Genomic DNA, 25,805 nt, shown 5'->3' on the forward strand with positions numbered 1-25,805 from the left:
TCAAAGCGTCGCTAGAAGACGATTTGAAAGCATACCGCCGGAGGCGCTCTGCATGGCGATCTTGGTTTCCACGGCTTCGATGATCGTATCGCTGAAATCGACATCGGTGAGGTCGCGAATGTTGGAGAGACCGCCGGGCGAAAACACGTTTACCTCCAGTATCTTGTCGCCGACAATATCAAGCCCGACCAGGAACATACCGTCTTCCACCAGCTTCGGCCGCATCATTTCGGCAAGCGCCACAATCTCGTCCGTCACCTTCACGGCCTCGGCAGTGCCCTTGGCGTGAATGTTGGAGCGCAGATCGCCTTTTGCCGGAACGCGGCGCAAAGCCGCATATTGTCCGTCGCGCATCAGAGGCTTGCCATTCATCATGAAGAACCGAATATCGCCATCCTTGGCGGCCGGCAGATAGGCCTGTGCAATCAAGTAACCTTCGAGACTGACCGCCTCGAAAATCTGGTTGAGATTGGCCTCCTTGCTGGAGCCGATCTTGAAGACGTTCTTGCCGCCTGAACCCTGCAGCGGCTTGACGATGACACCCTTAGGGTGGGTATCCGCAAATGCGCGTATTTCATCGACATTGCGCGAGATGATCGTGGTCGGGCGTACGATTTCCGGAAAGCTCTGGAAATAGAGCTTGTTCTGCGCCAGCGCCAATCCTTCCGGGTCGTTCAAAACCACAACGCCGCGCTGTTCTGCCAGCCGCCCGAACAGAATGCCGGCATGCACCGCCCATGGCCGCGTCGTCTGATCCAGCGAGGGATCGTTGCGCAGCATCAGCGCGTCGATTTCCTCTACATCCATGGTACGCCGTTCCAGTGCTTTGTCCTGAAGTGCCGCGTGAAAAGCATCGGCTTTCTTGTATTTGGCCTTCGGTAGAACGGTGGCGTGTACGGTCAGGCTATCATCCGAGCGCAAGGTAAAATCGCCAGGCGTCAGATACACCACCTCGTGACCGCGATTGAGCGCCGCCATGGCCAGCAGGCCGGTTGCGAAAGTAGGCCCCTCAGTTTCGATGGAATTGACGAAAAATGCGATACGCATAAGCCCCTCCTGTAATATTACAATGTCGCCAGTTCGGCGATGGATAATCCGGCCCGTATCTTTTCCAGCCGCTCATTGGCCTTGGCCGGCAGCAGAAAAGCGGGACGTACGCCCGGCGGACGCAAGAGGCCGCGCAAGGCAAGCTCCTGCATCACCGGGAAATGGGCAGCGGCAATCTTGCCCATCCAGAACGGATCGAGCGCGCCACCCTTGCGCAGATGCTCCAGCACCTCCGCAAGCCCACGCAGATAGATCGCGTCCTTGGAAAGACCGCCGCCACGATAGATGCGCAAAACCATGTTGAAGGCGCCAGCCTCGTCGAAACCATGATCGCGGGTCATAGTCCGGAACGTCTCAACAAAAGTCGCGCCGTCCAGCATGGCGGCGCAGCCGACGACACGGCCGGCGATCAGCCGCAGGCGCTCGCGCGTCATGCCGCCGGCCAGATGTTCCGCCAGCACTGCCAGCCCTTCCTGCACGCCCTCGTAACCGGAAAGGCCGGTGCGGAAGAGCCGGAGGCCCTGAAACGAACCGTTGAAATAGGTGAGGAGATGCACGCCGATCTCATGCGACAGCAGCGCCTCGACCCGGCGCTGTTCCATGACGGTGTGGCGAGAAATCAGGAGCTTCTCGCCCGTCACCATCAGGCCAGGCGGCAGGTCATCCCTGATCTCGACACGCGCCTTGAATTCCGGCTCCTCCGCCAGATAGGTCTCGATCATCTCGCGCGATTTTTTGGCGACCGCATAACAATCGACCATGGCGATTTCGCCGCTCTCATCCTTGCGTGGGCAATCGGCAAGCACCTTGAGCGCCAGCGTCAGAAGCGTGGGTTCGACGGCACCGTAAAGGGCGCGGGAGAAATCGGTGAAAGTACGGCGATGCAGATTGGCGAGCATGGTCAGTTGCAGATCGATCTCCTGCTGTTTCTCCCGGTAGAGATGATAAAGCACCGGGTCTTCCAGATGATCGAAAACGACGGAATAGAGCTTGCGTTTCTGCTCCTCGACGTCAACGCCGAGCGGCCGGTAAAGCAGGCGCGGCGCATATTGGAAGCTGCCATCGCGAAATTCCTCGAAGGCCCGGCGGGCATTGATCGGCGTCACGGACAGAAGAAAATCAAAGGACGAGACGATGTCGTCTATTGAACGATCGGCACGTCTGACGGCATCAACGAAGGCCTTGCGGCCGAGCGCGCGATGGCTGGTAACCTTGAGTGCATCTTTACCGGCAGCGAATGACGAGAAGGCCTGAAGGCCGGCATCGAAAATATCCGCAATCATCGTCTCGCGCAGGCCGGGATAATCGGCGCCGGATTCAGGCTGTCGGTAGATCGGCGCGAAACGCACGCTGATGCAGGGAAAATCAAGCCCGGCATTTTGAAATCTGAGGATCGGATCGGCATCCGGTTCGGGCCGGGTTATGCGGGGCGTGCGGAAACGCACTTCGGCATCACAAACCGCCTTAATGAAAACACGGCGTGCACTTTGCGTTTCCGGCTCAGATGTTGCCGAGACGGAAACCTCATAATGCGGCAGGAAAGGTGAATCGTCAGCGAGCAGAATGTCGTGTTCCAGTTCGCCGATATCGAGAACCATGAAGGCGCCGAAACGTTCGCGCATGGCCGTGCCGACGGCTGCAATCAGGGGTGCAGCCTCCTGAATGCTCGATGCGATCAGATAAGATGCATGCGCAGAGGCGATATCGCGGGCCGCAAGGTCCTTCGTGCCACCAGTCAGATGCAGGCAAAGAAACGGCAGCGGCCGGTCGATATGCAGCCGGCCGTTCTTTCCGACATCACGACGGACGGCTTTGCCGGCCTCAAGGCAGGCGACGACATCGTCTACCAGCTCGATAACCTGTAACGGTTCACCACGCGCCGAGGAGACGTTCATCGCCGCGCCCTCAGGCATTCTTCGAGAACCGGCTGAAGTGCGGTGATAGCGTCGCGAATATCGGAAACGACGCGCTTATCCGGCTTACCGGTCCACTCGTCCATGAAGAATTTCTTGAACTCCACTGCGATGGCGCAGCCGTTCTGCGCAAAACGCTCGTGAATAAACCGGGTCTGCTCACCCTTGCCCTGAAAGGCGACGTTCTCGCGTACATCAAGGCGGCGTCCGCCGATGGTGGCCGTCGCAAAATGATGGCCCACCGCACTGACGACGTCACTCCAGCGGCTGCGATCCATGGAAAATGTGCCGATATTGATATCAGGCGCTTCCGCCTGGGGCGTTTGCGGCGCTGTAGCGCCCTGCCGGCGATGATTGTAGCTGTGTATGTCCAGCACGACAAAAGCACCATGCCGCCGCTCGACGGTTGAAAGAACTGCTTCGAGCATTGCGTAATAGTCGGCATGAAAATCGAGCGATTGCCGGGTGGCCTCTTCCGGCGGCTCCTGTTTCCAGACCTCCAGCCCCCAGGATTGTTCCGGCTTCAGATAAACTGCCTGATCGGCGAACCGGTTGAGATCGATTTCGAAACGCGAATGGTGAACGACAATGCGGTTTGTCATTCCCGCGATCATCTCGCCGGTAAAAGGGTCTTCCTCTCTCAGCCGCTGGTCGGCGGAAAGAGCCATCAGCGAGGCTATGTCCGGGCGAATGAGATGACCATCATGAATGGCCGTGCCGATGATCGGTGAATTGCCGAAGTCGATCGACCAGAAACCCTTGTTTTCGTCGTTGCCGCGGCACTCGCCGTCACTGTGTCTGGCTGTCATGCTGCCTCCCCTGCATCTGGGCTAAAACAGCACGACTTGCCGGTTTGTTCCGATAAAAATTGCGCGCGATACATTTGTCCTTGGCAAGAATCCGCCTGAAAAAATGCGGAACCATACCGGAAAGCTCACGTTGTTCTGGCAGGAGGGCCGCCGTGTCAAACGGACACGATGGCGCTGAAGAACATCGGGATTTTTCCGTTTTCTCCCGGTGGCCAACGAAATGGCAGCCGAGCTTCTTACCCATCCGGCGCCCTCCGTCCCCGCTTTCCACGCACAAGGAACCGCGACATGGAAAAGACCGAAACGCGTAAACTTGCAGAAGAATATCTGCGGCTCGGCGGCACCCGTCAGGTCATGATCGACGACAACAAGACCTTCGTGCGCCAATGGGAAGACGAACCGGCAGAAGCCGAGACCTTCTGGCAAACGAATATCGAAAAGCTCGATCCGGAGCGCCGTGAGGATGTGGAGTTTTTTCTGCCCTCCGTGAATTCGGACAAAGACGAAAACAGATAAACAGGAAGGAAACAGACATGACTGCCATCAACACTGCAAAAATCGTCATTCTCGCAACGGACGGCTATGAGCGTTCGGAACTGCGCGTGCCATATGATCAGCTGAAGGCCAAGGGCGCGGACGTCAAGATCGCCTCGATCAAGGATGGTGAGATCAAGAGCTGGGACGAAAAGAACTGGGGCGACAGCATCGCCGTCGATATGTCCGCGAAGAACGTCAGCGCCAATGATTTCAATGCACTCGTCCTGCCCGGCGGCCAGATCAATCCGGACGTATTGCGTCATGACGAGGATGCAATGCGCGTGGTGCGAGATTTCGTCAAATCCGGCAAGGTCGTGGCTGCCATCTGCCATGCCCCTTGGCTTCTGGTTGAAGCAGATGCCCTGCGCGGTCGTGACGCGACCTCCTATTGGTCGATCAAAACCGACCTGAAAAATGCCGGCGCCAACTGGAAGGACGAAAAGGTTGTGACCGATAAGGGCATCATCACGTCTCGCAGCCCCGATGATCTGGACGCCTTCGTCGCCAAAATCATCGAGGAGGTCGAAGAAGGCAACCACGAGCGCCGCGCTGCCTAAGGGCCGTAAAGCGGAAAAAAACCAGAGCGCATCCGGCCTATCCAAAATGGCCGGATGCGCTCTCTGTCTTTGTTTGTTCGCATTTTCCAGACGTAACCCGCCAGGCGTTTCCACCGTAAATGCCCTGCACCTTTCAGGAAAACTCCATGCCCACATCGGAACTGACGAAGGAACGCGACCTCAGGGAATCGAAACCCCTTTGGGCCGACACGCCACGCATAGGCCTCCGCACCAGAAACACCCCGAGTTCCGACCATTACGATACGATCGTCGTCGGCGCCGGCATCAGCGGCGCGCTTGCCGCCCATGCGTTGCAGAGACCGGGGCAATCCATGCTGATCGTCGACCGGCGTGATCCGGTGATGGGCAGCAGTGTCGCCAGCACTGCGATGATACAGCACGAGATCGACACACCCCTGATCGAGCTCAGAAAGATGATCGGCAAGGATGCTGCTGATCGGGCGTGGCAGCGCTCCGCGCGCGCCGTGCTGCGGCTGGAGGAAATCGTTTCTTCGCTTGGCATTTCCTGCAGCATGGCGCGCAAACAGGCGCTTTATCTTGCCGGAGACGAGATGGGTTTGCGTGCATTGAAGGCCGAAGCGGCAGCGCGCGAAGAGGCCGGGATCGAGGCCCGCTTTCTCGACACCGCAGAACTTAAAAACGACTATGCGATTGAGCGGACAGGGGCGATCCTCAGCGATATCTCCGCTTCCGCCAATCCGGCGCAGCTGACGGCAGGCCTGTTGCGCCACACAGCGGGCGCCGGCGCTGAGATCGTTTCACAACTTGAAATCACCGATCTTCGAAATCTCGGTGACGAGGTGGTCGTCGCCACAGCACAGGGCGAAATCATTTCCGCGCGCAATATCGTTTTCTGCACCGGATACGAATTCCTGAAATCGCTCGAAAGCCCGAAACACCAGATCATCTCCACCTGGGCGCTGGCGAGTGCGAAGGGTATCGATCTGCCGGACTGGCTGAATAGCCACATCCTCTGGGAGGCTTCAGATCCCTATCTCTACCTGCGCACCGACCGGGACGGGCGCCTTATTGCCGGTGGTGAGGATGAAGAGAACTCCACATCCTACCTGTCTGAGAGCAAGCTTGCCTCCAAGGCGGATGCAATCAAACGCAAGATCGAAAAGCTTCTTGGCGTCGACATCGGCGAACCCGAATATCGCTGGGCGGCCGGCTTCGGCACGACCACCACGGGCCTGCCGCTGATCGGCGCGGTTCCCGGCATGAAGAACGTTTATGCCGTCATGGGCTTTGGCGGCAACGGCATCACCTTCAGCCAGATCGCCGCCGAAATAGTCGCCGCCGCCGTTAATGGTGGCAAGGACCCCGACGCCGATCTCTTCCGTTTCGACTGATGCCCCCTCGTCATCCCGTATGCGGCGGAGCGTCTGCTGGAATATAAAACGTTGCGCGCAACAGAGCCGGAACCATAGGGGCTCCGAAAGGTTTGTCTCCAGTGCGCAATGGCGTACATCACGCACTTTCACACCATGGGAGAAGAACCAATGGCCGAGAAAAAACTCGACGACCTGTTTTACGATACGCTGAAGGATATCTATTACGCCGAAAGGCAGATCCTGAAAGCTCTGCCGAAAATGGCGCGGGCAGCGACAGACCCGAAGCTGAAACAGGCCTTCGAAAAGCACAAGGAAGAAACGCAGGGCCAGATCGAACGCCTGCAGGAAGTGTTCGAGATCATCGGAAAGCGGGCGCAGGGTAAGACCTGCGAGGCCATCCAGGGCATCATTGCCGAGGGTGAAGAGATCATGGACGATTTCAAGGGCACAGCAGCTCTCGATGCCGGTCTCATTTCCTCGGCTCAGGCGGTCGAACATTACGAAATCGCCCGTTATGGCACCCTGAAGGCATGGGCCGAAAAGCTTGGTCACGCCAATGCCGTTACCCTGCTGGATGCGACGCTGAAGGAAGAGTCCAAAACGGACGATGCGCTGAGCGCGCTTGCCAAGACATCGATCAATGCCGCAGCACAAAAAAAGGCGGCCTGATCGCCTTTTCCAACTGCACAAGCAAAAACCGGAATGGTCACCCATTCCGGTTTTTTTGTTTGATTGAATCCGCCTCGTTTTACGGCAGGGTATAGGCGATCACATAGTCGCCCGGCTTGGTTCCAACCGAGCCGTGACCACCCGCAACCATCACAACATATTGCTTGCCGCCATCCAGCGCATAGGTCATGGGCGTTGCCTGCCCGCCAGCCGGCAGACGTGCTTCCCAGAGCTGTTTGCCGGTGGTGAGGTTGTAGGCGCGCAGATAGTTGTCGACGGCAGCACCTAGGAAGGCCACACCACCCTTGGTGATCATCGGCCCGCCAATGCCCGGTACGCCCACCTTGAAGGGCAACGGCAGCGGCGTCATGTCATGGACCGTGCCGTTCTTGTGCTTGTAGGCGATATCGCCGGTGCGCAGGTCGGCACCCGCGACATAACCCCACGGCGGTGCCTGGCAGGGGATTTTCAGCGGACCGAGGAACGGTCCCATGAAGACGCCATAGGGCGCACCGTCATTGCGGTTCAGCCCCTGCTCACTGCCCTTCTCGTCCTGGCCCTTCGGCGGGATGTCGGCGCGCGGCACGAGCTGCGAGGTAAAGGCAAGGTATGTCGGCATGCCGAACATGACCTGACGTTCGGGATCGACCGCGACGCTGCCCCAGTTGAACGTGCCAAAATTGCCGGGATAGATGATGGAGCCGTTCAGCGAGGGCGGCGTATAGCGGCCCTGATAGTTCAGCTGATGGAAGCGGATGCGGCAGGCGAGCTGATCGAACATGGAGACGCCCCACATGTCCTTTTCCTTCAGCGGCTCCGGCTTGAACGACAGCGCGGTGGTTGGCTGAGTCGGGGAGCTGAAGTCCTCAGGGATTGTACCGCCCGGTGCCGGTTCTTCCGTAATCGGCAGAAGCGGCTCACCGGTGCGCCGGTCCAGAACGTAGATATCGCCCTGCTTTGTAGGGCCGACGAGTGCAGGAACGCTTTGACCGTTCTTGGTGATGTCGAGCAGCACCGGCTGGGCCGGCACATCCATATCCCAGAGGTCGTGATGAACCGTCTGGCGCACCCAGCGATCCTTGCCGGTATTGATATCGAGCGCCACGATGGAGGAGGAATATTTCTCCACATTCTCGCTGCGACCCATACCGAGCTGGTCCGGCACCTGATTGCCGAGGGGTACGTAAACGAGGCCAAGCCCCTCGTCGTAGCTCAACACGGACCAGCTGTTCGGCGAGTTGGTAGTGTAGGTTTCGCCTGCGGCAATCGGCTCGGTCTTTTCCGGATTGCCGGAATCCCAGTTCCAGATGAGTGCGCCGCTGTTCACATCGAACGCACGGATGACGCCGGACTGTTCCTGCGTGGAGTAGTTATCGTTCACCGCACCGCCGATGATGATCTTGCCCGCCGCGATCACGGGCGGCGAGGTCGAATAATAATAACCGGCAGGATTGTATTTCATGCCCTGTTCCAGATGCAGCACGCCCTGATCCGCAAAGGATGTGCAGATCTGACCGGTCGCTGCATCAAGCGCAATCAGCCGCGCATCCGAGGTCGGCAGGTAAACGCGCTGGGCGCAGGCGGTGCCCTGTGCGGCATTGGGTTCGGCATAATAGGAAACACCGCGGCACGTCTGATGCTGGCGGTCCGGGTTAAGACCGACATTGGGGTCGTATTTCCATTTTTCCTTGCCGGTGGCGGCATCGATGGCGATCGCCCAATTGTGCGGCGTGCAGATATAAAGCGTATTGCCGATCTTGAGAGGCGTTACCTGATAGGTGGTTTCACCCACATCATCCGGTAGCTTCACGTCGCCGGTCTGGTACCGCCACGCTTCCTTCAGCTGCGAAACATTATCGACATTGACCTGCGTCAGCGGCGAATAGCGCTGGCCATAAGGCGTGCGGCCGTATTGATGCCAATCGCCATCCGGCACGTCGCCGCCATAGATCGGAGCTGACGCCACCTTCTCCTCAGGCAAGGAACCTGCCTGGTCATGCGGATCCTGCGCCATCGAATATCCCGCCACCACAATGGAGGCGAGAACCGAGAGCGCGAGTGGCCAGGCATTCGGGCCGTAATTCAGCCCTGTCGGGCTTGAAAAACCGAGAGGCTTCCTGACCCAGGGCACCAGTAACCACAGGCCGATAAGAATGACGATGCCACCCCGCGGCCCAAGCTGCCACCAGTCGAAACCTACTTCCCAGAGTGCCCAGGCGAGTGTCGCGACAATGAAGACGGCATAGACGTGGAGGGCTGCCCGGTTACGCTTGAACAGCAGAATGGCTGTCAACAGGAAAGCCATACCGGAAAGGACGTAATAGAAGCTCCCGCCCAACATGACGAGCTGAGAGCCGAAACCGAACAGCGCAAGGCCGATCAGCGATAGAATAACCGCAGTAACGGTGACTGCCATGAATGAAACCCCCGATTCCTGTCACTTTGCGTGAAATGGAATTGGGGGCAATCTGGTTCCATACAAACTCAACATTCACCGTGAAAAATTTCACGGCATGATGGTTATGGGTTTTGTGGCGCCGGCGCAGTCTCCGTCTGAGCGTTTTGCGGCCGGTTCTCGTCGGGTTCGAAAACCGCATATTCGACGACCGTCCAGACCACCAGTGCGAGGAGCAGACTGACAACCAGAATGACAAGAACTGGACGTCCTTTTACCCCTTGCCGCGCCCGCGTTGCCGTTTCATTTTTCGGATCATGCCGACCGCCAAGATAGCTGGTATTTTCTCTGGCCATGTCTCTCACTCCCTGTAACCCTGATGATTTAATTCACAGGGACACAGTTTGTTCCAGACAGCAAAATCAGCTTAGCCGTACTCTGCGACCGCAAGTCTATCGCAACCGGCACCGTCGAACTCATCGACCGCACTGAAACTTTGCCCAATCCCAAGCCACGAGAATGGTGGCCGGCGATTGACGTCTTCGGTTTCGCACTGGATTTCCGGCGGGTTTTCAGAAATCGACAGCCACAGCGGTGGTCCCGCCGTTTCAAAGTCGCATTGGTCGCCGGCGGCTTCGAGATATCTTGTCGTGTCGCGGCGACGCACCCGCCATACGGGCAGCATCTCCAGAAAATTGAGAATTCGTATCATCATGTTTGTCAGGCGAAATATCTATTAAAAACAACGTCCGCACTGTGGCACGCCCGCCGCGCAAGCGCATCCCTGCGGAGGTACAAGCGGAACGAATGGTCGGATTGTGCCAACATTCCGTCATACAGTGTCAGATCGGCTTCGAAACAATCGCGTCAGCGACCGAGCTGCACGATCCAGCGTGTCCACTCTGCGCTATCCGGTTTGATAATATCCGGTATGGTATCGCGGTTTTCGGATGCGAAATGCCGCATCTGACGCGGCGACAGGCCGAAGGCCTTCTTGAAAACGCGGCTGAAATTTTCCGGGTTGGTGAAGCCATAGGACGCCGCCACCTCGGCTATCGTCATATGGGCCGACTGCGGCGCCCGCAGGAAATCCATTGCCCGTTCGAGGCGCCTATGGGTGATACAGGCCGAAAACCCGCCCAGCGGTTCGAAAAGCCGGTAGACGGTGCGTCGCGATACGCCGAACTCGCCCATGACCTTTTCCACCGACAAGGCCGGATCGAGCAGGTGATTGTCGATATAGCGCCTGATGGATGCTCGCAGCGCCCGCTGAACACCCTGCGCATTGTCTTCCCGGACATGATTATTGATGGCAGCCGCGGCAAGCTCCAGCAATGGCGAGACCGTGGCCGCGCCGTCATTGGCGTTCATGACGTCAAAGTGGCGGTAAACGCTGGTCATCGTTTCCCGCAGCAGAGATACCAGGGGCAAACCGGCCGGCAGCACGCGCTCGTGATTATTGCCGGAACCGATGAGCCTGCCTTCCAGCAGCCGGCGCGGCACGACAAGGCTCAGATGATCGTGATCGGTTGTGGCTGTGGCCAGCGGCTGCGCCATGTCAATGATGTAGAGATCGCCCGGGCCGGCAGTCTCGCCCGCTCCGCGCCGCGACATGCTTTGACCGCTGGCGTAAAATTGCAGGAGAAAGCCGTCCATCCCGTCCCGGGCAATCTTGTGGCGCGAGCGGTCGAAATCCTGCGCCGAGGACTGGGTGCGGCCAAGCGCGACATTGCCGATGAAGGCGGCATCGACACTGGCAAAAAACCCGTCATCCTGCGATCTGCGCAGGCGGGTATCAAAAAGCACGTTGATCGAATCCCGCCACAGCGCCATGGCGTCGCGCTTCGGCACATGGCGTGTATCGAAACGCGAACGCGCTAACGGAGCTTCCGAAAACCCTGTGTGCATAATACCGCTGTTCCGTGAACACGGCGCTGACCCCGCCGCACGCAAAACTATACAGTATTGAAATCGCCTCACAATACCGGAAGGATGGCAGATCGTTCGCTTGAACCGGATGCGCGAAAATTATTTAGCGGTCCAGCCGCCATCGATGGAAATGGTGGTGCCGGTGATGGAGCGCGCCATATCGCCGGTGAGGTAAAGCGCCATCTCCGCCACTTCCTCCGGCTGCACGAAACGTCGAGTCGGCTGCGGCGCAAGCATCACCTTCTTCACCACCTCATCCTCGCCCATGCCATGCAGGCGCGCCTGATCGGCAACCTGCGCCGCGACGAGTGGCGTCCAGACGTAACCGGGGCAGATGGCGTTGCAGGTAATGCCAAGTTCGGCCACTTCCAGCGCCACGCTTTTCGTCAGGCCCACCACGGCGTGTTTCGTCGCCACATAGGGACCCTTGAAGGGTGAGGCGCGCAACCCGTGCGCGGAAGCAATATTGACGATGCGCCCCCAACCCCTTTCCTTCATGCCCGGCAGGGCTGCACGGATCGTATGAAAAGCACTGTCGAGGGAGATCGCGACAATATGGGAGAAATCGGCGAAATCGAATTCGTCGATCGGCGCGACCTTCTGGATACCCGCATTGTTGACGAGCACGTCGATGTGACCGAATTCGGCAATGACGGTTTCCGGCAGATGTGCACTCTCGTCATAATTGGCGAGGTTGGCAGAAAAATAGACCGGCCGGTGCCGCGCTACCTTCGTAACCGCCTCCAGTGCCTGCGTCGCCGCCTCCACGGTTTCTATGCCGTGGACGGCGACGAGAAATCCCGCCTCGGCAAAACGTTTGGCGATGGCAAGGCCAATGCCGCTGGTGGAGCCGGTGACCAGAACGGTTTTCGGTTGATCCTCCATCATCCTAATCCTTCAGTTGCGGCAGGTTGCGGAAAAGCTCGAGCGCTTCGGGATTGGCGAGCGCGTCGGTGTTTTTCACTGGCCTGCCATGAATGGTGTCGCGAACTGCGATTTCGGAAATCTTGCCCGAGCGGGTACGGGGAATGGCCGTGACGGCAATGATCCTTGCCGGAACATGCCGTGGCGTAGCACCCGAGCGGATGCGCGTACGGATGGTCTTTTCGAGTTCCTCCGTCAGCGCTGCACCCTCTTTAAGGCGCACGAAGAGGATAACCCGCTGGTCACCGTCAATGTCCTGACCCACGGCAATCGCTTCCTCGACCTCCGGCACTGCTTCCACCTGACGGTAGATTTCCGCCGTACCGATGCGAACCCCACCGGGATTGAGCGTCGTATCCGAGCGCCCGTGGATGACATATCCGCCGGTGGCACGCATTTCGGCAAAATCGCCATGCGCCCAGATGCCTGGGAAGCGATCGAAATAGGCAGCCTGATAACGAGAACCGTCCTCATCGCCCCAGAATTTGACCGGCATGGAAAGATGGGCATTGCGGCAGACGAGCTCACCAGCCACGCCGCGAACGGGATGGCCTTCATCGTCCAGGGTATCGACATCCATACCGAGCATCGCGCCCTGCAGCTCCCCACGGTGAACAGGTTGCAGCGGATTGCCGCCAAGGAAACAGGCGCATATATCCGTGCCGCCGGAAATGGAGGCGAGATGCAGATCGGCCTTCCAGTCGCGATAGATATAATCGAAGGATTGCGGGATGAGCGGCGAGCCGGTGGAAAGGATTGTCCGAAGGGATGAAAGGTCATGGGTTTCGCGCGGTTTCAACCCTGCCTTCAGGCATGCGTCGATAAATTTGGCCGATGTTCCGAAGGTCGCGATCCGTTCGGCGTCAATGAGATCGATCAGCCGCGCGGGCGACGGATAACCGGGGTTGCCGTCATAGGTGACGAGGGTGGCGCCAAGCGCCAGGCCGGACACCTGCCAGTTCCACATCATCCAGCCGCAGGTGGTGAAATAGAAGAAACGTTCGCCTTGCCTGATATCGCATTGCAGCTTCTGCTCCTTCATATGCTGAAGAAGCAGGCCACCGCCGGAATGGGTGATGCATTTCGGCTTGCCGGTGGTGCCGGAGGAATAAAGGATCGCCAGCGGCGCCTTGACCGGCAGCCGGTTGAACGCGATTTCACCCGGCTCAAAGGGCGAAACGAAATCATTCAACGTCACGCAGCCGAGATCGGAAAGGCTGACGGGAACAACGTCACCAATCAGCACGATCTTTTGAGGGGCAGCGCTTTCCACCACCGCGCGGATGGTCGGTCCGACATCGATCCGCTTGCCGGCATAACCGTATTCCGGCACGGCGATGAGGATTTTCGGATCGATCTGCGAGAGCCGGTCGGACGCTCCCGCCGGGCCGAAATCCGGTGAACAGGACGACCAGATGGCTCCGATGGCGCTCGTTGCCAGATAACCGACGACCGCCTCGATATCGTGGGTGACGATAGCGCCGATACGATCGCCTTCCTTCACGCCTGCGTGGACAAGCGCCTGCACCATGCGGGAGACATCCGCATAAAGCTGCCTGCGGCTGATTTTACGCCGCGTGCCATCATCGCGATGGGCGATGATCGCCAACCGTTCATCGGCATCGCGCAGCAGGTTTTCGGCATAATTGAGCCTCGCGCCGGGATAAAACTCGGCTTCCCGCATGGTCGCGCCAGGCTTGAAGGCCCTTTCGCCGCGCGTGCCGATGATCCCCAGCTCGTCCCACAGGGCATTGTAAAAGGCATCCGGTGCCTCAATGGACCAGCGCAGCAGGCCGGAATAATCATCAGCCGAAAGCCCATGCAGCGATGCGGTCCTTTTGGCAAAGGCAAAAAGCGCCGAGTGCTCCAGCCTTTCCATTGGCGGTACCCACAGAATATCCGACGGCGTGGCGTCCATCATGCCTCGCCTCCGCGTAGCATTTCGACGATTGCGGAGAAATCACGCGCGCCACCGCCCTCACCCACGAAGTTCTCATAAAGCGTCGATGCTGCGGCGCCGAGTGGAGTGGCAACGCCGGCTCCATTCGCGGCCGCCTGCGAGAGTAGCAAATCCTTCAGCATCAGCGCCGCAGCGAAACCCGGTTGATAATCATTGTTCGCAGGTGATGTCGGCACTGGTCCCGGCACCGGGCAATAGGTGGTGAGCGACCAGCATTGACCCGATGAGGTGGAGGCGACATCGAACAGCGCCTGATGCGAAAGGCCGAGTTTTTCGCCCAGCACGAAGGCCTCGGAAACCGCAATCATGGAAATGCCGAGGATCATGTTGTTACAGATCTTGGCCGCCTGGCCGTTGCCGCCCTTGCCGCAATGGACGATCTTCTTGCCCATGGCTTCCAGCACCGGCTTGGCCGCCGAGAAAGCCTCGGCCTCTCCGCCACACATGAAGGTCAAGGTGCCGGCACTGGCACCGCCCGTACCGCCAGATACAGGCGCGTCGACGGAGGGGCAACGGGCGGAAGCGGCAAGCTCGTGTGCCTTCAGGGCACTGTCCATATCCACCGTCGAGCAATCGATGAGAAGCGTTCCGGCAGCTATTTTCTGCACCAGATCGCCATATACCGAAACAACATGTTCCCCCTTCGGCAGCATGGTTACGATCACTTCTGCCGCATCAATGGCTTCGAGAGAATCAAAAGCGACGGGAATTCCGGCCTCCCTCGCCGCCGCGCGGCATGCCTCGGAAAGGTCGAAACCCCTGACGGCATAACCGGCCTTGACGAGATTGGCGGCCATCGGCAGGCCCATATGGCCAAGTCCGATAAAAGCGACGGTCTTCATGGGAACGCTCCTCTTAGCGATTATCCGCAAGGATCATGTCGGCAGCCTTTTCGGCAATCATGATCGTTGGCGAATTGGTATTTCCGGACGTGATCCTCGGCATGATGGAGGCGTCCGCCACACGCAGCCCTGCAAGCTTGCGGAATTTCAGCCGCGTATCGACAACACTTTCGGCATCGGAGCCCATGCGCAGGGTGCCGACGGGGTGGAATATGGTCGTGCCGATATCGCCCGCAGCGCGGGCCAGATCGTCGTCATTCTCAAAAGTGGGGCCGGGCCGGTATTCCTGCGGTTTGAACCGCGAAAAGGCGGGCTGGTTGACGATGCGGCGCGTCAGCCGCATGGAATCGATGGCTACCCGGCGGTCGCCTTCCGTCGACAGATAATTCGGTCGGATTTCCGGCTGCATGGCGAAATCCGGTCCTTTCACATGCACTGAGCCTCGGCTTTCGGGCCGCAGATTGCAGACACTTGCCGTAATGGCCGGAAAAGTGTGAACCGGATCACCAAACTTGTCGAGTGACACCGGCTGGACATGATATTCCAGATCCGCCGTCTCCTTTTCCGGAGAGGAACGGGTGAAGACACCAAGCTGGCTCGGCGCCATCGACATCGGCCCGGAGCGGGTCAAAGCATATTCGAGGCCGATCCTTGCCTTTCCGAACAGCGTGGAGGCCCTCTCATTCAGCGTCAGGACGCCTGAAACCTTATAGACCATGCGCAATTGCAGATGATCCTGCAGGTTCTCGCCCACACCTTGAACTTCCGTCACTGTGTCGATACCGGCGGCCTGCAACACGTCGCCGCGGCCAACGCCGGAAAGCTCCAGAATGTGTGGTGAACCGACTGCACCTGCCGAAAGCACCGTTTCGCGCCGTGCACGCATCTTTTTCAAGACGCCGTCGTGGTGAAACTCGACGCCTGTGACCAGGCCCTCTTCGACGATGAGACGCTTGACATGGGCCTTGGTCATGACTGTCAAATTCCGGCGGCCAAGCGCCGGTTTCAAAAAGGCCTTGGCCGTGTTCCAGCGCCAGCCCGACCGCTGGTTCACATCGAAATAACCGGCGCCTTCATTGTCGCCCCGGTTGAAATCTTCGGTCGCAGGAATGCCGGCCTCACCCGCCGCCTGCTGAAAGGCATCAAGCACATCCCAGCGCACGCGCGCCTTCTCCACCCGCCATTCGCCGCCGGTGGAATGCATGTCGCCCTTGCCGCGATAAAAATCCTCCGACTTCAGGAAATAGGGCAGGATATCATCCCATCCCCAACCCTCGCAGCCGAGTTGACGCCAGACATCGTAGTCGCGGGCCTGACCGCGCATATAGATCATGCCGTTGATGGAGGAGCAGCCGCCGAGAACCTTGCCGCGAGGATAGATCAACGACCTTCCGTTAAGCCCAGGTTCTTCCGCCGTCTTGAAACACCAGTCGGTGCGCGGATTGTTGATGCAATAGAGATAACCGACCGGAATATGGATCCAATGATAATTATCGTTGCCACCCGCTTCCAGCAGCAGGACGCGATTGTTCGGGTCTTTCGAGAGGCGGTTGGCGAGAACGCATCCCGCACTTCCCGCTCCGATGACGATATAGTCAAATTCCGCCATGCTATTCTCCATGGGGCGCCCTTGCCGCGTCGCCCCGGACGCGGAGGAGCCTTCCCCCTGTTTCAAAAAATTCTTATCCCCGGTGCTGAAAACCCAGTTTTCGCCCGAGCCGCGAAGCGTAAAATTCACCGATCAGACCGCGCCGGAACACCAGAACGCAGGCCATGAAAACGAGGCCGGTGATGATGGTGACCGGGAAATCGGATGTCGCGAGATAGTTCTGCAGCGCGACGACAAGCCCCGCACCGAAGATCGGGCCGATCATGGTGCCAATGCCGCCGAGCAGGGTCATCAGGATAACCTCGCCCGACATCTGCCAGGCCACATCGGTCAAGGTTGCGAACTGGAACACCAGCGCCTTCAGGCCGCCCGCAAGACCGGCAAGCGCCGCCGACATGACGAAAGCACCAAGCTTGTAACGCTGCACGCTGTATCCAAGAGAAATGGCGCGCTGCTCGTTTTCGCGGATGGATTTCAGGATCATGCCGAAGGGCGAGTTGACGAAACGCCAGATGACGAGAAGTGCCAGCACGAAGGCGGCCAGCACCGTGTAGTAAATGTTCAGCGGCGCGTTGAGATCGAGAAGGCCGAAGAGGTGTCCACGCGGTACGCCCTGCAATCCGTCCTCACCATGGGTGAAGGGTGCTTGAAGGCAGAAAAAATAAAACATCTGCGACAAGGCAAGCGTGATCATGGCGAAATAGATGCCCTGCCGGCGAATGGCGAAAAAGCCGATGACGAGGCCAAGAAGGGCGGCACCCGCCATGCCGATGAGGAGGCCGATCTCGGGCGTGACGCCCCATTCCTTCACCGAATAGGCGGTGAAATAGGCAGCGCCGCCGAAAAATGCCGCATGGCCGAAGGAAAGCAGCCCGGTGTAACCGATCAGCAGATTGAAGGCGCAGGCAAACAGCGCGAAGCAAAGCAGCTTCATCAGAAAGATCGGATAAACGAACATCGGTGCAGCGATCAGCACGGCCAATCCTGCCAGTATCATCACGGTCTTGATGGTTCCAGCGGTTGCGGAAACCTCGGCCTGCGGCATCGCGCCGGCTGTCGGGTTGTGAGTGGCTTTGGACATATCAGGCGTCCTTTCCGAAAAGTCCGGCGGGGCGGATGAGCAGCACAAAGGCCATGATGACGAAGATGACGATGTTGGACGCTTCCGGGTAGAACACCTTGGTCAGGCCTTCAGCGATACCCAGCATGTAGCCGGTGACGATGGCGCCCATGATCGACCCCATGCCGCCGACCACGACGACGGCGAAGACGACGATGATGAGGTTGGTGCCCATCAGCGGTGAGACCTGATAGATCGGCGCGGCCAGCACGCCGGTGAAGCCGGCAAGGCCCGCACCCAGCGCGTAGGTCAGCGTCAGGAGCACAGGCACGTTGATACCGAAGGCCTGCACCAGTGTCGGATTTTCCGTCGCCGCCCGCAGATAGGAGCCGAGCCGCGTTTTTTCGATCAACGCCCAGGTGGCGATGCAGGCGACAAGCGAGATGACGACAACGAAAGCGCGGTAGTTCGGCAGGAACATGAAGCCGAGATTGGTGCCGCCGGCAAGCTCGCGCGGAACCGAATAAGGTTGACCCGCCGCACCATACAGCCAGCGGAACGTGCCTTCCACCACCAGCGCCAGGCCGAAGGTGAAGAGCAGCCCATACAGCGGATCGAGATCGTAAAGCCGCGACAGTAGCAGGCGCTCGATGATCGCGCCGAAAAGTGCAACGACAAGCGGCGTCACCACCAGTGCCCACCAGAAGCTGATGCCGAAATATTGCAGGCCGAGAAAGGCGACGAAAGCGCCAAGCATATATTGGGCGCCATGGGCGAAATTGATGACGCGCAGGAGGCCGAAAATGACGGCAAGGCCGAGCGACAGGAGCGCATAAAACGACCCGTTGATGAGGCCGATCAGCAATTGCCCGAGCAGGGCCTGAAGCGGAACGCCGAAGAGCATGGTCATCGTTAAACCCCCAGCACTTTATTGAGTTCGCCCATGCGGCCGGAAAGCTCGCCCACCGGAAAATTGCTGACCATCTGGCCATGATCCATCAGGTAGAAACGATCTGCGATGCGGCTGGCGAAGCGGAAATTCTGCTCGACCAGAACCACTGTCATGCCACGACTTTTCAAGGTCTTCAGCACCTCACCGATGCGCTGCACGATTACAGGCGCAAGCCCTTCGGTCGGCTCATCTAGCAGGAGAACCTTGACCCCTGTGCGCAGGATGCGCGCCATGGCCAGCATCTGCTGTTCGCCGCCGGAAAGCTTGGTGCCGGGGCTCGCCCGGCGTTCGTAAAGATTGGGAAACAGCTCGTAGATTTCATCGAGCGTCATGCCGCCGGATGCGACGACGGGCGGCAGTTTCAGATTTTCCTCGACGCTCAGTGTCGCGAAGATGCCGCGCTCTTCCGGCACGAAACCGAGGCCGTATTTCGCCGTGCGATGCAACGGCACCGGCATCAGATCCTTGCCGCCGAGCTTGATCACGCCCTTGCGGTTGCGGATGATGCCCATGATGGTGCGCAGCGTCGTGGTCTTGCCAACCCCATTGCGCCCGAGAATGGTGATGGTTTCGCCTTCGCCGACGGTCAGATCGACACCGTGCAGCGCCTGGCTTTCGCCGTACCAGGATTTCAGGTTGGAGACTTCGAGCATTGCCGCCATATCACGCCTCCTCCGTGCCCATATAGGCCGTACGCACGCGCGGATCGGCGGATACGGTGGCGTAATCGCCTTCCGCCAGAATTTCGCCCCGCTGCAGCACCGTGACCTGATGGCAGATATCCGCCACGACCTTCAGATTGTGTTCGACCATCAGCACCGCGCGCGTTTTGGCCACTTCGCGGATGAGATCGGCGACATGCGCGACATCCTCGCCCCCCATGCCCGCCATCGGCTCATCGAGAAGCAATACCTTCGGGTCGAGCGCAAGCGTCGTGGCGATTTCAAGAACGCGCTTGCGACCGTAGGAAAGATCGGCCGCAAGTGCATTTTTTTCCCGTGTCAGGCCAACCGTTGCGATCAACTCCTCGGCACGTGCATTGAGCCTGTCGAGTGAAGAGAGCGGCAGCCAGAATTGCGTTGAAAGGTTATTCGGCCGCTGCAACGCCACCCGAACGTTCTCAAGAACCGTCAGATGCGGAAACACCGCCGATATCTGGAAAGACCTGACGAGACCGAGCCGCGCCACCTTGTCCGGCGGCGTCTTTGTTATATCCGTTCCCATGAAGGTGATCGCCCCGCCTGTCGGCTGGAGAAACTTGGTCAACAGGTTGAAGACCGTGGTTTTGCCGGCGCCGTTCGGACCAATAAGTGCATGCACGCGGGCATGATGGACGTCGAGATCGACGTTTTTCACGGCCGCGAATGCGCCGAAGGTCTTGGAGAGACCGCGCGCCGAAAGCACGACGCGGGGTTCCGCCTGACCGGCAGGGGCGGGAGCGATCATCATGAAGTTCCCCCTTTTTACTGCGTTACCAGCGGGCAACCGCTTTTTGCGGGGTCCATGAAGGCTTCCTTGCCGGGGATCGTGGCAAGCACCTTGTAGTAGTCCCACGGCTGCTTGCTCTCATCCGGCTTCTTCACTTCCATCAGATACATGTCGTGGATCATGCGGCCATTGGCGGCCACATGGCCATCCTTCGAGAAGACGTCGTTGACAGGCATTTCCTTCATGGCCTTTGCCACGGCGTCAGCATCGTCGGTGCCGGCCTTATCGATGGCCTTCAGGTAATGCAGCACGGCGGAATAGGTACCAGCGTGGACCATGTTCGGCATGGCGCCGGTGCGTTCCTTGAACCGTTCGCCGAATTTGCGCGATTCATCGTCGCGGTCCCAATAGAACCCTTCCGTCAGCGTCAGGCCCTGAGCCGCTTCGAGACCGAGGCCGTGCACTTCGGCAAGCGTAAAGAGAAGGGCCGCCAGCCGCTGCCCGCCCGCAACGATACCGAATTCAGCGGCCTGCTTGATGGCGTTGGAGGTGTCGAGACCGGCATTGGCAAGGCCGATGACCTTCGCGCCTGATGACTGCGCCTGCAACAGGAAGGAGGAATAATCCGTAGAGGCCAGCGGATGGCGCACGGAACCCAGCACCTTGCCGCCATTGGCCTTGACGAAGTTGGACGTGTTTTCTTCCAGCGAATAACCGAAGGCGTAATCCGCAGTCAGAAAGAACCAGCTGTCGCCGCCCTGTTTCACCAGCGCACCGCCGGTGCCGACTGCCAGCGAATAGGTGTCGTAGGCCCAGTGGAAACCATAGGGGCTGCACTGCTTGCCCGTCAGTTCCGTGGTCGCAGCGCCCGTGTTGATGGTGATCTTCTTTTTGTCCTTCGAGAGAGCCTGCACGGCAAGGCCGACCGAGGAAGAGGTCAGTTCCATGATCGAATCGACCTGTTCGGTGTCGTACCACTGCCGGGCGATGTTGGAGGCGACATCCGCCTTGTTCTGGTGGTCAGCCGTTACCACTTCCACCGGCGCGCCCAGCACCTTGCCGCCAAAATCCTCGACCGCCATCTTCGCGGCCTCATAAGAGTATTTGCCGCCAAAATTGGCGTAGACGCCCGACTGGTCGTTCAAGATGCCGATCTTGACCTTGGCGTCCGAAATCTCGGCAGCGTAAGCGGCGGTGCCTGCCGCCAGTGCCATGGCCGTGGATAAAACGATACTCTTGCGCATGACTTCTCCTCCCAGAGATGATTGCGAGCCTCAGATAGGTCTGTGCAACGGTGAACGAAGGCGCATGGCGATCGTCCCACGGTGTTGCATCACAACGGTCGCGCCACCCTCCTCAAAGCAGCGCCTCCCTATGTAGACTTCTCGAATTCGGCCGTTGACACAAGAGCGGGGCATCATCAAATTGCGAACAGGAACTGTTCATTTTTGAACAGACCTCGCAATGGAGACCGAATTGGCCACGCCTTTTACCTGGGACGACCTGCAATATTTTCTGGCGGTGGCCCGCACCGGACAACTTTCATCGGCAGCGCGTAGCCTGCGCACCAGCCACGCCACCGTCTCCCGCCACATCGACCGGCTGGAATTCTCGCTTAAAACCAAGCTGTTCGAGCGAAATCCACGTGGTTACGAACTGACGACGGTCGGGCGGCGCCTGGTCGATACCGTCGAGCGCATCGAGGCGGAAGCGGAAAGATTGCAATCGGATATTTCCGAAAGCGGCAGCCTGCTGCGCGGCGTGGTCAGGCTCAGTGCGCCTGAAGGTTTTTCCAACTTTTTCTTCGTGGAAAGGCTGAAAGACTTCGCCGTCACCCATCCGCACATCATGGTGGAGATGGTTACGATCCAGCAGATCATGGCATTGTCGAAGAAAGAAGCGGATGTGGCGGTCACACTCGATCCGCCGAAAGCAGGCCCCTACATCAACGAACAGATCGTCGATTACACGCTGCATATCTACGCATCGCGTTCCTATCTTGCCAGCCACCCGAAAATCACGCGGCGCGAAGATTTGCCCGATCATTTCTTTATCGGTTACGTGCAGGATCTGATCTTCTCGCCGGGCCTCGATTACATGCGCGACGTGATGCCCGGCCTCCGACCCAACTTCCAGTCATCAAGCATTTTTGCGCAGTTGACTGCAACGCTGAGCGGACGTGGCCTTTGCATATTGCCCAACTTCATCGCCGCACGCTTTCCGGACCTGCAGATGGTGCTGGCAGGTGAAGTGGAACTGCGGCGGGGTTACTGGCTGACAAGCCATCAGGACCTTGCCAATGTGCCGCGCGTGCGCTCGCTGATGGATTTCATTCTCACGACGGCGCGCGCCCACCAAAATCTCTTCATCCTCGACCGCAAGACGATCGCCTGAAACAACCGTCGTTCACATTTCGGCGACACCGTGTCTACGCGTGGCGGATTGGAGAATCCGCACTGCAGCCTATATGACTGACAACAACGATGCCGGCTCAAGTCAGCTGCATCCTAAACATTTGGAAGGTCATCATGAAAAAGATCGGATTTCTATCCTTCGGACACTGGACGCCCTCGCCCCAGTCGCAGACCCGCTCTGCTGCAGACACCCTGCTGCAATCGATAGACCTGGCCGTTGCTGCGGAAGAACTCGGCGCCGACGGCGCTTATTTCCGTGTCCACCACTTCGCCCGCCAGTTGGGATCACCTTTTCCGCTGCTTGCCGCCGTTGGCGCAAGAACGAAAAGTATCGAGATCGGCACCGGCGTCATCGACATGCGTTATGAGAACCCCTTTTACATGGTGGAGGATGCGAGTTCAGCCGATCTCATCGCCGGCGGACGCCTGCAACTCGGCATCAGTCGCGGTTCTCCCGAACAGGTGATCGACGGCTGGCGCTATTTCGGCTACCGCCCTGCCGAGGGCCAGACCGAGGAGGACATGGCGCGCCAGCACACCGAAGTCTTCCTCGAGCTTCTGAAGGGCGAAGGTTTCGCCGAGCCGAACCCTCGGCCGATGTTTCCCAACCCGCCCGGCCTGCTGCGGCTGGAGCCGCACTCCGAAGGGTTGCGCGAGCGCATCTGGTGGGGTTCCAGCTCCAATGCGACGGCGGTTTGGGCGGCAAAGCTTGGCATGAACCTTCAAAGCTCCACCCTGAAAACGGATGAGACCGGCGAACCCTTCCATGTGCAGCAGGCCGAACAGATCCGTGCTTACCGCGCCGCATGGAAAGAGGCTGGACACGCCCGCGAGCCTCGCGTGTCTGTCAGCCGCAGCATCTTCGCTCTCGTCAGCGATCGCGACCGATCCTATTTCGGTTACGGCAGCGAGGGTGACGACAAGATCGGTTACATCGACGACAAGACGCGCGCGATCTTCGGGCGCAGCTACGCCGCCGAACCGGAAGCATTGATCGAGCAGCTAAAAGCCGACGAAGCTATCGCCGAGGCCGACACACTGTTGCTGACCGTGCCGAACCAGCTGGGCGTCGACTACAACGCCCATGTTATCGAGACGATCCTCAAACAGGTGGCTCCTGCACTCGGCTGGCGCTAAGTCTGGCAAAACCTGCATCAAGCCCACACCGTCACCCCGGATTAGATTCTGGGTGACGGTGCGATCAAGTCTTCGATAGCGCACGATTCCTTTGACGACGCCGAAGCCCCGTGGCCGGATGCAATCCGGGCTGAACGCCTCTGTTTCATTTCACCGCTTTGCCGTAGCGGGCGATGCTTTCGGCCAAAGGCGTGGTGCTGGCGCCGGGATGCTCCGGGCGCTTGTAAACACCATCGCGAACATGGATCGGCTCTTCGAAATGGTCCTTGATCCACGGAATATATTCGAGGATGGTCGATGCCGGATGCCAGTAACTCAGATGCACATGCACCTGACTCATCTCACCGGCATGCGGAACGACAGGCAGGCGATTGGCGAGCGCGAGGTCAGCGACCTGGATATATTCGGTGATGCCGCCAAGCCGGGTTACATCCGGCTGGACATAGGCAACAGCGCCCGCGTCGATGAATGACCGGAACGCATCCACCGTATAAAGCTGCTCTCCGAGAGCGATGGGAATGGATGTGTTGCGTGCCAGCCGCGCGTGGCTGGTCACATCGTCGTACCAGAGCGGTTCTTCGAACCAATAGATATCCAGATCCTTTGCCGCCGCGCAGAAGCGCTGGCATGTCGGCAGATCCCACTTGCCGTTGCCATCGATAGCGATGCGTATCGCGGAGCCGAGACGCTTGCGCACCGCCGCGAGGCGTCCGATATCAATATTCGGATCATCGTGCCCGACCTTGATTTTCAGGCGGGTAAAACCTTCCTCTTCAACTGCCCTGGCGCTGCCCGCCAGCAGATTTTCGAGATTGAAGGAAAGCCAGCCTATATCGGTATTGTAAGCTTCGACCCCTGTGGTGTGCGCGCCGCCGAGGTATTGCCAGAGTGGAACGCCCGCCTTCTTCGCCTTCAGATCCCAGAGCGCCACATCGACCGCAGCCAGCGCCAGATGGGTGATGCCCGCGCGGCCGACCCATTGCAGGGACGGATAACGGGCAAGTTTTGTCCACAGCCGCGAATGTTCGGATGCATCCTCGCCGATCAGCAGAGGCGCATAGCAATCGCTGATGCAGGATGTGATCAACCGGTCGGACGGCAGATGCGCATGGGTGCCGGTGAAGCCGTATCCCTCAAGGCCGTCACTCGTCGTAATTTTTGCGCCGACGACGCCCCAATGGGTGATGCTGTGGGTGGAATCGGAAATGGATTCCGATGTCAGCGGCAGATGCAGGATGAAAGGTTCGACAGCGGTTATTTTCATGATCGGTCAATTCCTCGACGCTTGAGCAGCCTTTGGGGAGGAATAAACGGAAGTTCCGTTCTGATCGAAGCTCTACCGATCAACCAGTGGAATGTCGCCTCGGCCCCGCGATCAATGACCGCAGGAGATGAAGCCTCAGGGGATTGCCCGGCCACCCTCCTCCAGCAGCCAGCTTCCGATGACGGATACAGCTAAAGCAAAATCGACCATTGTAAAATAAAAAATTTTTTATTTTTTATATTCTGTCATTGCCTGTCACTCGCGGTTAGGTGATGGTGTTGCCATGAACACACTGATCAAAGTCACGCTCGCCGACCAAGCGCATCAGGAACTGCGGGCGCGCATCGTCAGCGGCAGATTGCGCGGCGGCGAACGGCTGTTGCCCAACGAACTTGCCGCCGATCTCGGCATCAGCCCCACGCCGGTCAAGGAAGCATGCCTGAAACTCGAGGCAGACGGGCTGGTGGTCAATTCCTCAAGGCGCGGCATGGTGGTGCGCGATTTTACCGTGGAGGATGTGGAAGAACTCTACGCCGCCAGAATGCTGCTGGAAAAAGGCGCTGTGGAAGTGGCCTTCGATGCCGGGCAGCTGGACGAAGCCTTGCATGCGCAGCTTCTGGAAAGCCTTGCGAAACACCGTGAATTTGCCACGAGCGCGACGCTGGACGATCTCTCCAAAGCGCTGTTTCACGATCGCAGCTTCCACACGGCCCTTGTTTCGGCCGCGCGCATTCCGGTCATTTCCGGCACGCATGGGCGCATTCTCGACCAGACCCACACGGTTTTCGTATCGATCCTTGGCGACTACGCCCGCTCTGTCGAGGAACACCAGAACATTGCCGACGCCATAGCCGCCCGCAGCAAGGCCCAGATTATCGACGCCCTATGGCGCCATCTGGAGCGTAGCCGGCAGAATACGCTGCGGCAGGTGCGTCTGCTGAGAGAGGCCGGCGCCTGAGCGTACCCCCGCAATCTTTTGAAGTCCTGAAAAAACAACAGGCCGG

The 25,805-nt window shown here is 58.9% G+C and carries 25 protein-coding genes; 7 read left to right on the forward strand and 18 right to left on the reverse strand.

What is annotated here, in order from left to right:
- Genes FB593_RS18240 through FB593_RS18255 form a run of 4 tightly spaced genes read right to left on the reverse strand, consistent with a single transcriptional unit; the run spans position 1 to position 4,013 of the window.
- The gene (locus FB593_RS18240; RefSeq protein WP_004432010.1) at positions 1-1,047 is read right to left on the reverse strand and encodes a glutathione synthase; all 1,047 of its coding nucleotides are present in this window, start codon (positions 1,045-1,047) and stop codon (positions 1-3) included.
- 17 nt (positions 1,048-1,064) lie between these two features.
- Entirely contained in the window at positions 1,065-2,942 is a 1,878-nt protein-coding gene (locus tag FB593_RS18245) for a flavohemoglobin expression-modulating QEGLA motif protein (RefSeq protein ID WP_111802021.1), read from the reverse strand.
- The gene (locus FB593_RS18250) at positions 2,939-3,769 is read right to left on the reverse strand and encodes an N-formylglutamate amidohydrolase (RefSeq protein WP_004432005.1); all 831 of its coding nucleotides are present in this window, start codon (positions 3,767-3,769) and stop codon (positions 2,939-2,941) included. The genes FB593_RS18245 and FB593_RS18250 overlap by 4 nt, the downstream gene beginning before the upstream one ends.
- Entirely contained in the window at positions 3,750-4,013 is a 264-nt protein-coding gene (locus tag FB593_RS18255) for a hypothetical protein (RefSeq protein ID WP_075807788.1), read from the reverse strand. Before FB593_RS18255 ends, FB593_RS18250 begins: the two co-directional genes overlap by 20 nt.
- A 44-nt stretch (positions 4,014-4,057) precedes the next feature.
- Here FB593_RS18255 and FB593_RS18260 point away from each other — a divergent pair, with 44 nt between their 5' ends.
- The 4 genes from FB593_RS18260 (at position 4,058) to FB593_RS18275 (ending at position 6,887) form a co-directional block, all read left to right on the forward strand.
- Complete coding sequence (locus tag FB593_RS18260; RefSeq protein WP_004431991.1) at positions 4,058-4,285, forward strand: hypothetical protein; 228 nt, start codon at positions 4,058-4,060, stop codon at positions 4,283-4,285.
- A 17-nt stretch (positions 4,286-4,302) separates the two neighbouring features.
- On the forward strand, positions 4,303-4,863 hold the full coding sequence (locus FB593_RS18265; protein WP_004431989.1) for a type 1 glutamine amidotransferase domain-containing protein: 561 nt from the start codon (positions 4,303-4,305) through the stop codon (positions 4,861-4,863).
- Positions 4,864-5,009: 146 nt separating this feature from the next.
- A complete protein-coding gene (locus FB593_RS18270; protein ID WP_004431988.1) occupies positions 5,010-6,236 on the forward strand; it encodes an NAD(P)/FAD-dependent oxidoreductase in 1,227 nt (408 codons plus the stop codon).
- 150 nt (positions 6,237-6,386) lie between these two features.
- A complete protein-coding gene (locus FB593_RS18275) occupies positions 6,387-6,887 on the forward strand; it encodes a ferritin-like domain-containing protein (protein WP_004431986.1) in 501 nt (166 codons plus the stop codon).
- Positions 6,888-6,966: 79 nt separating this feature from the next.
- On the opposite strand, the gene FB593_RS18280 is transcribed toward FB593_RS18275, so the two are convergent.
- From FB593_RS18280 to FB593_RS18340, 13 genes are all read right to left on the reverse strand, one after another.
- Positions 6,967-9,303, reverse strand: a complete 2,337-nt coding sequence (locus FB593_RS18280) for a glucose/quinate/shikimate family membrane-bound PQQ-dependent dehydrogenase (protein WP_111802023.1) — start codon at positions 9,301-9,303, stop codon at positions 6,967-6,969.
- 104 nt (positions 9,304-9,407) lie between these two features.
- A complete protein-coding gene (locus FB593_RS18285; protein WP_004431981.1) occupies positions 9,408-9,638 on the reverse strand; it encodes a hypothetical protein in 231 nt (76 codons plus the stop codon).
- 71 nt (positions 9,639-9,709) lie between these two features.
- Complete coding sequence (locus tag FB593_RS18290) at positions 9,710-9,997, reverse strand: hypothetical protein (RefSeq protein ID WP_233283685.1); 288 nt, start codon at positions 9,995-9,997, stop codon at positions 9,710-9,712.
- 152 nt (positions 9,998-10,149) lie between these two features.
- Positions 10,150-11,193, reverse strand: coding sequence for a helix-turn-helix domain-containing protein (locus FB593_RS18295; protein ID WP_111802070.1), 1,044 nt, complete (start codon positions 11,191-11,193; stop codon positions 10,150-10,152).
- Positions 11,194-11,310: 117 nt separating this feature from the next.
- Positions 11,311-12,096: a 3-hydroxybutyrate dehydrogenase gene (locus FB593_RS18300; protein WP_111802071.1), complete on the reverse strand. Its 786-nt coding sequence runs from the start codon at positions 12,094-12,096 to the stop codon at positions 11,311-11,313.
- A gap of 4 nt (positions 12,097-12,100) precedes the next feature.
- Positions 12,101-14,056 carry an acetoacetate--CoA ligase gene (locus FB593_RS18305; RefSeq protein WP_111802024.1) on the reverse strand — a complete coding sequence of 652 codons (1,956 nt, stop codon included), beginning with the start codon at positions 14,054-14,056 and terminating at the stop codon, positions 12,101-12,103.
- Entirely contained in the window at positions 14,053-14,937 is an 885-nt protein-coding gene (gene mmsB / locus FB593_RS18310) for a 3-hydroxyisobutyrate dehydrogenase (protein ID WP_111802025.1), read from the reverse strand. Before mmsB ends, FB593_RS18305 begins: the two co-directional genes overlap by 4 nt.
- A 13-nt stretch (positions 14,938-14,950) precedes the next feature.
- Positions 14,951-16,546, reverse strand: coding sequence for a GMC family oxidoreductase (locus FB593_RS18315; RefSeq protein WP_004431964.1), 1,596 nt, complete (start codon positions 16,544-16,546; stop codon positions 14,951-14,953).
- Positions 16,547-16,619: 73 nt separating this feature from the next.
- The gene (locus tag FB593_RS18320; RefSeq protein ID WP_004431962.1) at positions 16,620-17,627 is read right to left on the reverse strand and encodes a branched-chain amino acid ABC transporter permease; all 1,008 of its coding nucleotides are present in this window, start codon (positions 17,625-17,627) and stop codon (positions 16,620-16,622) included.
- Position 17,628: 1 nt separating this feature from the next.
- Complete coding sequence (locus tag FB593_RS18325) at positions 17,629-18,516, reverse strand: branched-chain amino acid ABC transporter permease (RefSeq protein WP_004431959.1); 888 nt, start codon at positions 18,514-18,516, stop codon at positions 17,629-17,631.
- A 2-nt stretch (positions 18,517-18,518) separates the two neighbouring features.
- Positions 18,519-19,220 (reverse strand): ABC transporter ATP-binding protein, encoded by a 702-nt coding sequence (locus FB593_RS18330; RefSeq protein WP_004431956.1) that lies wholly within the window; start codon positions 19,218-19,220, stop codon positions 18,519-18,521.
- A 1-nt stretch (position 19,221) separates the two neighbouring features.
- The gene (locus FB593_RS18335; protein ID WP_025595206.1) at positions 19,222-20,007 is read right to left on the reverse strand and encodes an ABC transporter ATP-binding protein; all 786 of its coding nucleotides are present in this window, start codon (positions 20,005-20,007) and stop codon (positions 19,222-19,224) included.
- Positions 20,008-20,021: 14 nt separating this feature from the next.
- Entirely contained in the window at positions 20,022-21,230 is a 1,209-nt protein-coding gene (locus FB593_RS18340; RefSeq protein WP_004431951.1) for an ABC transporter substrate-binding protein, read from the reverse strand.
- 220 nt (positions 21,231-21,450) lie between these two features.
- Here FB593_RS18340 and FB593_RS18345 point away from each other — a divergent pair, with 220 nt between their 5' ends.
- Both FB593_RS18345 and FB593_RS18350 read left to right on the forward strand, forming a co-directional pair.
- Positions 21,451-22,380 carry a LysR family transcriptional regulator gene (locus tag FB593_RS18345; protein WP_004431950.1) on the forward strand — a complete coding sequence of 310 codons (930 nt, stop codon included), beginning with the start codon at positions 21,451-21,453 and terminating at the stop codon, positions 22,378-22,380.
- Between the two features lie 134 nt (positions 22,381-22,514).
- Positions 22,515-23,537, forward strand: coding sequence for an LLM class flavin-dependent oxidoreductase (locus FB593_RS18350; RefSeq protein WP_004431948.1), 1,023 nt, complete (start codon positions 22,515-22,517; stop codon positions 23,535-23,537).
- A gap of 145 nt (positions 23,538-23,682) precedes the next feature.
- Here the strand turns inward: FB593_RS18350 and FB593_RS18355 are convergent, their stop codons facing one another.
- Positions 23,683-24,801 carry a mandelate racemase/muconate lactonizing enzyme family protein gene (locus FB593_RS18355; protein ID WP_004431946.1) on the reverse strand — a complete coding sequence of 373 codons (1,119 nt, stop codon included), beginning with the start codon at positions 24,799-24,801 and terminating at the stop codon, positions 23,683-23,685.
- Positions 24,802-25,084: 283 nt separating this feature from the next.
- Here FB593_RS18355 and FB593_RS18360 point away from each other — a divergent pair, with 283 nt between their 5' ends.
- A complete protein-coding gene (locus tag FB593_RS18360; protein ID WP_004431944.1) occupies positions 25,085-25,759 on the forward strand; it encodes a GntR family transcriptional regulator in 675 nt (224 codons plus the stop codon).
- Positions 25,760-25,805: the final 46 nt, after the last annotated feature.

The organism is Rhizobium sp. SJZ105 (assembly GCF_007828365.1).
Taxonomy (GTDB): Bacteria; Pseudomonadota; Alphaproteobacteria; order Rhizobiales; family Rhizobiaceae; genus Agrobacterium; species Agrobacterium tumefaciens.

Bases quoted from the DNA above. Each gene is read 5' to 3' on its own strand.
- FB593_RS18240 (WP_004432010.1), bottom strand. From the start codon at position 1,047: ATGCGTATCGCATTTTTCGTCAATTCCATCGAAACTGAGGGGCCTACT.
- FB593_RS18245 (WP_111802021.1), bottom strand. From the start codon at position 2,942: ATGAACGTCTCCTCGGCGCGTGGTGAACCGTTACAGGTTATCGAGCTG.
- FB593_RS18250 (WP_004432005.1), bottom strand. From the start codon at position 3,769: ATGACAGCCAGACACAGTGACGGCGAGTGCCGCGGCAACGACGAAAAC.
- FB593_RS18255 (WP_075807788.1), bottom strand. From the start codon at position 4,013: ATGGGTAAGAAGCTCGGCTGCCATTTCGTTGGCCACCGGGAGAAAACG.
- FB593_RS18260 (WP_004431991.1), top strand. From the start codon at position 4,058: ATGGAAAAGACCGAAACGCGTAAACTTGCAGAAGAATATCTGCGGCTC.
- FB593_RS18265 (WP_004431989.1), top strand. From the start codon at position 4,303: ATGACTGCCATCAACACTGCAAAAATCGTCATTCTCGCAACGGACGGC.
- FB593_RS18270 (WP_004431988.1), top strand. From the start codon at position 5,010: ATGCCCACATCGGAACTGACGAAGGAACGCGACCTCAGGGAATCGAAA.
- FB593_RS18275 (WP_004431986.1), top strand. From the start codon at position 6,387: ATGGCCGAGAAAAAACTCGACGACCTGTTTTACGATACGCTGAAGGAT.
- FB593_RS18280 (WP_111802023.1), bottom strand. From the start codon at position 9,303: ATGGCAGTCACCGTTACTGCGGTTATTCTATCGCTGATCGGCCTTGCG.
- FB593_RS18285 (WP_004431981.1), bottom strand. From the start codon at position 9,638: ATGGCCAGAGAAAATACCAGCTATCTTGGCGGTCGGCATGATCCGAAA.
- FB593_RS18290 (WP_233283685.1), bottom strand. From the start codon at position 9,997: ATGATGATACGAATTCTCAATTTTCTGGAGATGCTGCCCGTATGGCGG.
- FB593_RS18300 (WP_111802071.1), bottom strand. From the start codon at position 12,096: ATGGAGGATCAACCGAAAACCGTTCTGGTCACCGGCTCCACCAGCGGC.
- FB593_RS18305 (WP_111802024.1), bottom strand. From the start codon at position 14,056: ATGATGGACGCCACGCCGTCGGATATTCTGTGGGTACCGCCAATGGAA.
- mmsB (WP_111802025.1), bottom strand. From the start codon at position 14,937: ATGAAGACCGTCGCTTTTATCGGACTTGGCCATATGGGCCTGCCGATG.
- FB593_RS18315 (WP_004431964.1), bottom strand. From the start codon at position 16,546: ATGGCGGAATTTGACTATATCGTCATCGGAGCGGGAAGTGCGGGATGC.
- FB593_RS18320 (WP_004431962.1), bottom strand. From the start codon at position 17,627: ATGTCCAAAGCCACTCACAACCCGACAGCCGGCGCGATGCCGCAGGCC.
- FB593_RS18325 (WP_004431959.1), bottom strand. From the start codon at position 18,516: ATGACCATGCTCTTCGGCGTTCCGCTTCAGGCCCTGCTCGGGCAATTG.
- FB593_RS18330 (WP_004431956.1), bottom strand. From the start codon at position 19,220: ATGGCGGCAATGCTCGAAGTCTCCAACCTGAAATCCTGGTACGGCGAA.
- FB593_RS18335 (WP_025595206.1), bottom strand. From the start codon at position 20,007: ATGATGATCGCTCCCGCCCCTGCCGGTCAGGCGGAACCCCGCGTCGTG.
- FB593_RS18340 (WP_004431951.1), bottom strand. From the start codon at position 21,230: ATGCGCAAGAGTATCGTTTTATCCACGGCCATGGCACTGGCGGCAGGC.
- FB593_RS18345 (WP_004431950.1), top strand. From the start codon at position 21,451: ATGGAGACCGAATTGGCCACGCCTTTTACCTGGGACGACCTGCAATAT.
- FB593_RS18350 (WP_004431948.1), top strand. From the start codon at position 22,515: ATGAAAAAGATCGGATTTCTATCCTTCGGACACTGGACGCCCTCGCCC.
- FB593_RS18355 (WP_004431946.1), bottom strand. From the start codon at position 24,801: ATGAAAATAACCGCTGTCGAACCTTTCATCCTGCATCTGCCGCTGACA.
- FB593_RS18360 (WP_004431944.1), top strand. From the start codon at position 25,085: ATGAACACACTGATCAAAGTCACGCTCGCCGACCAAGCGCATCAGGAA.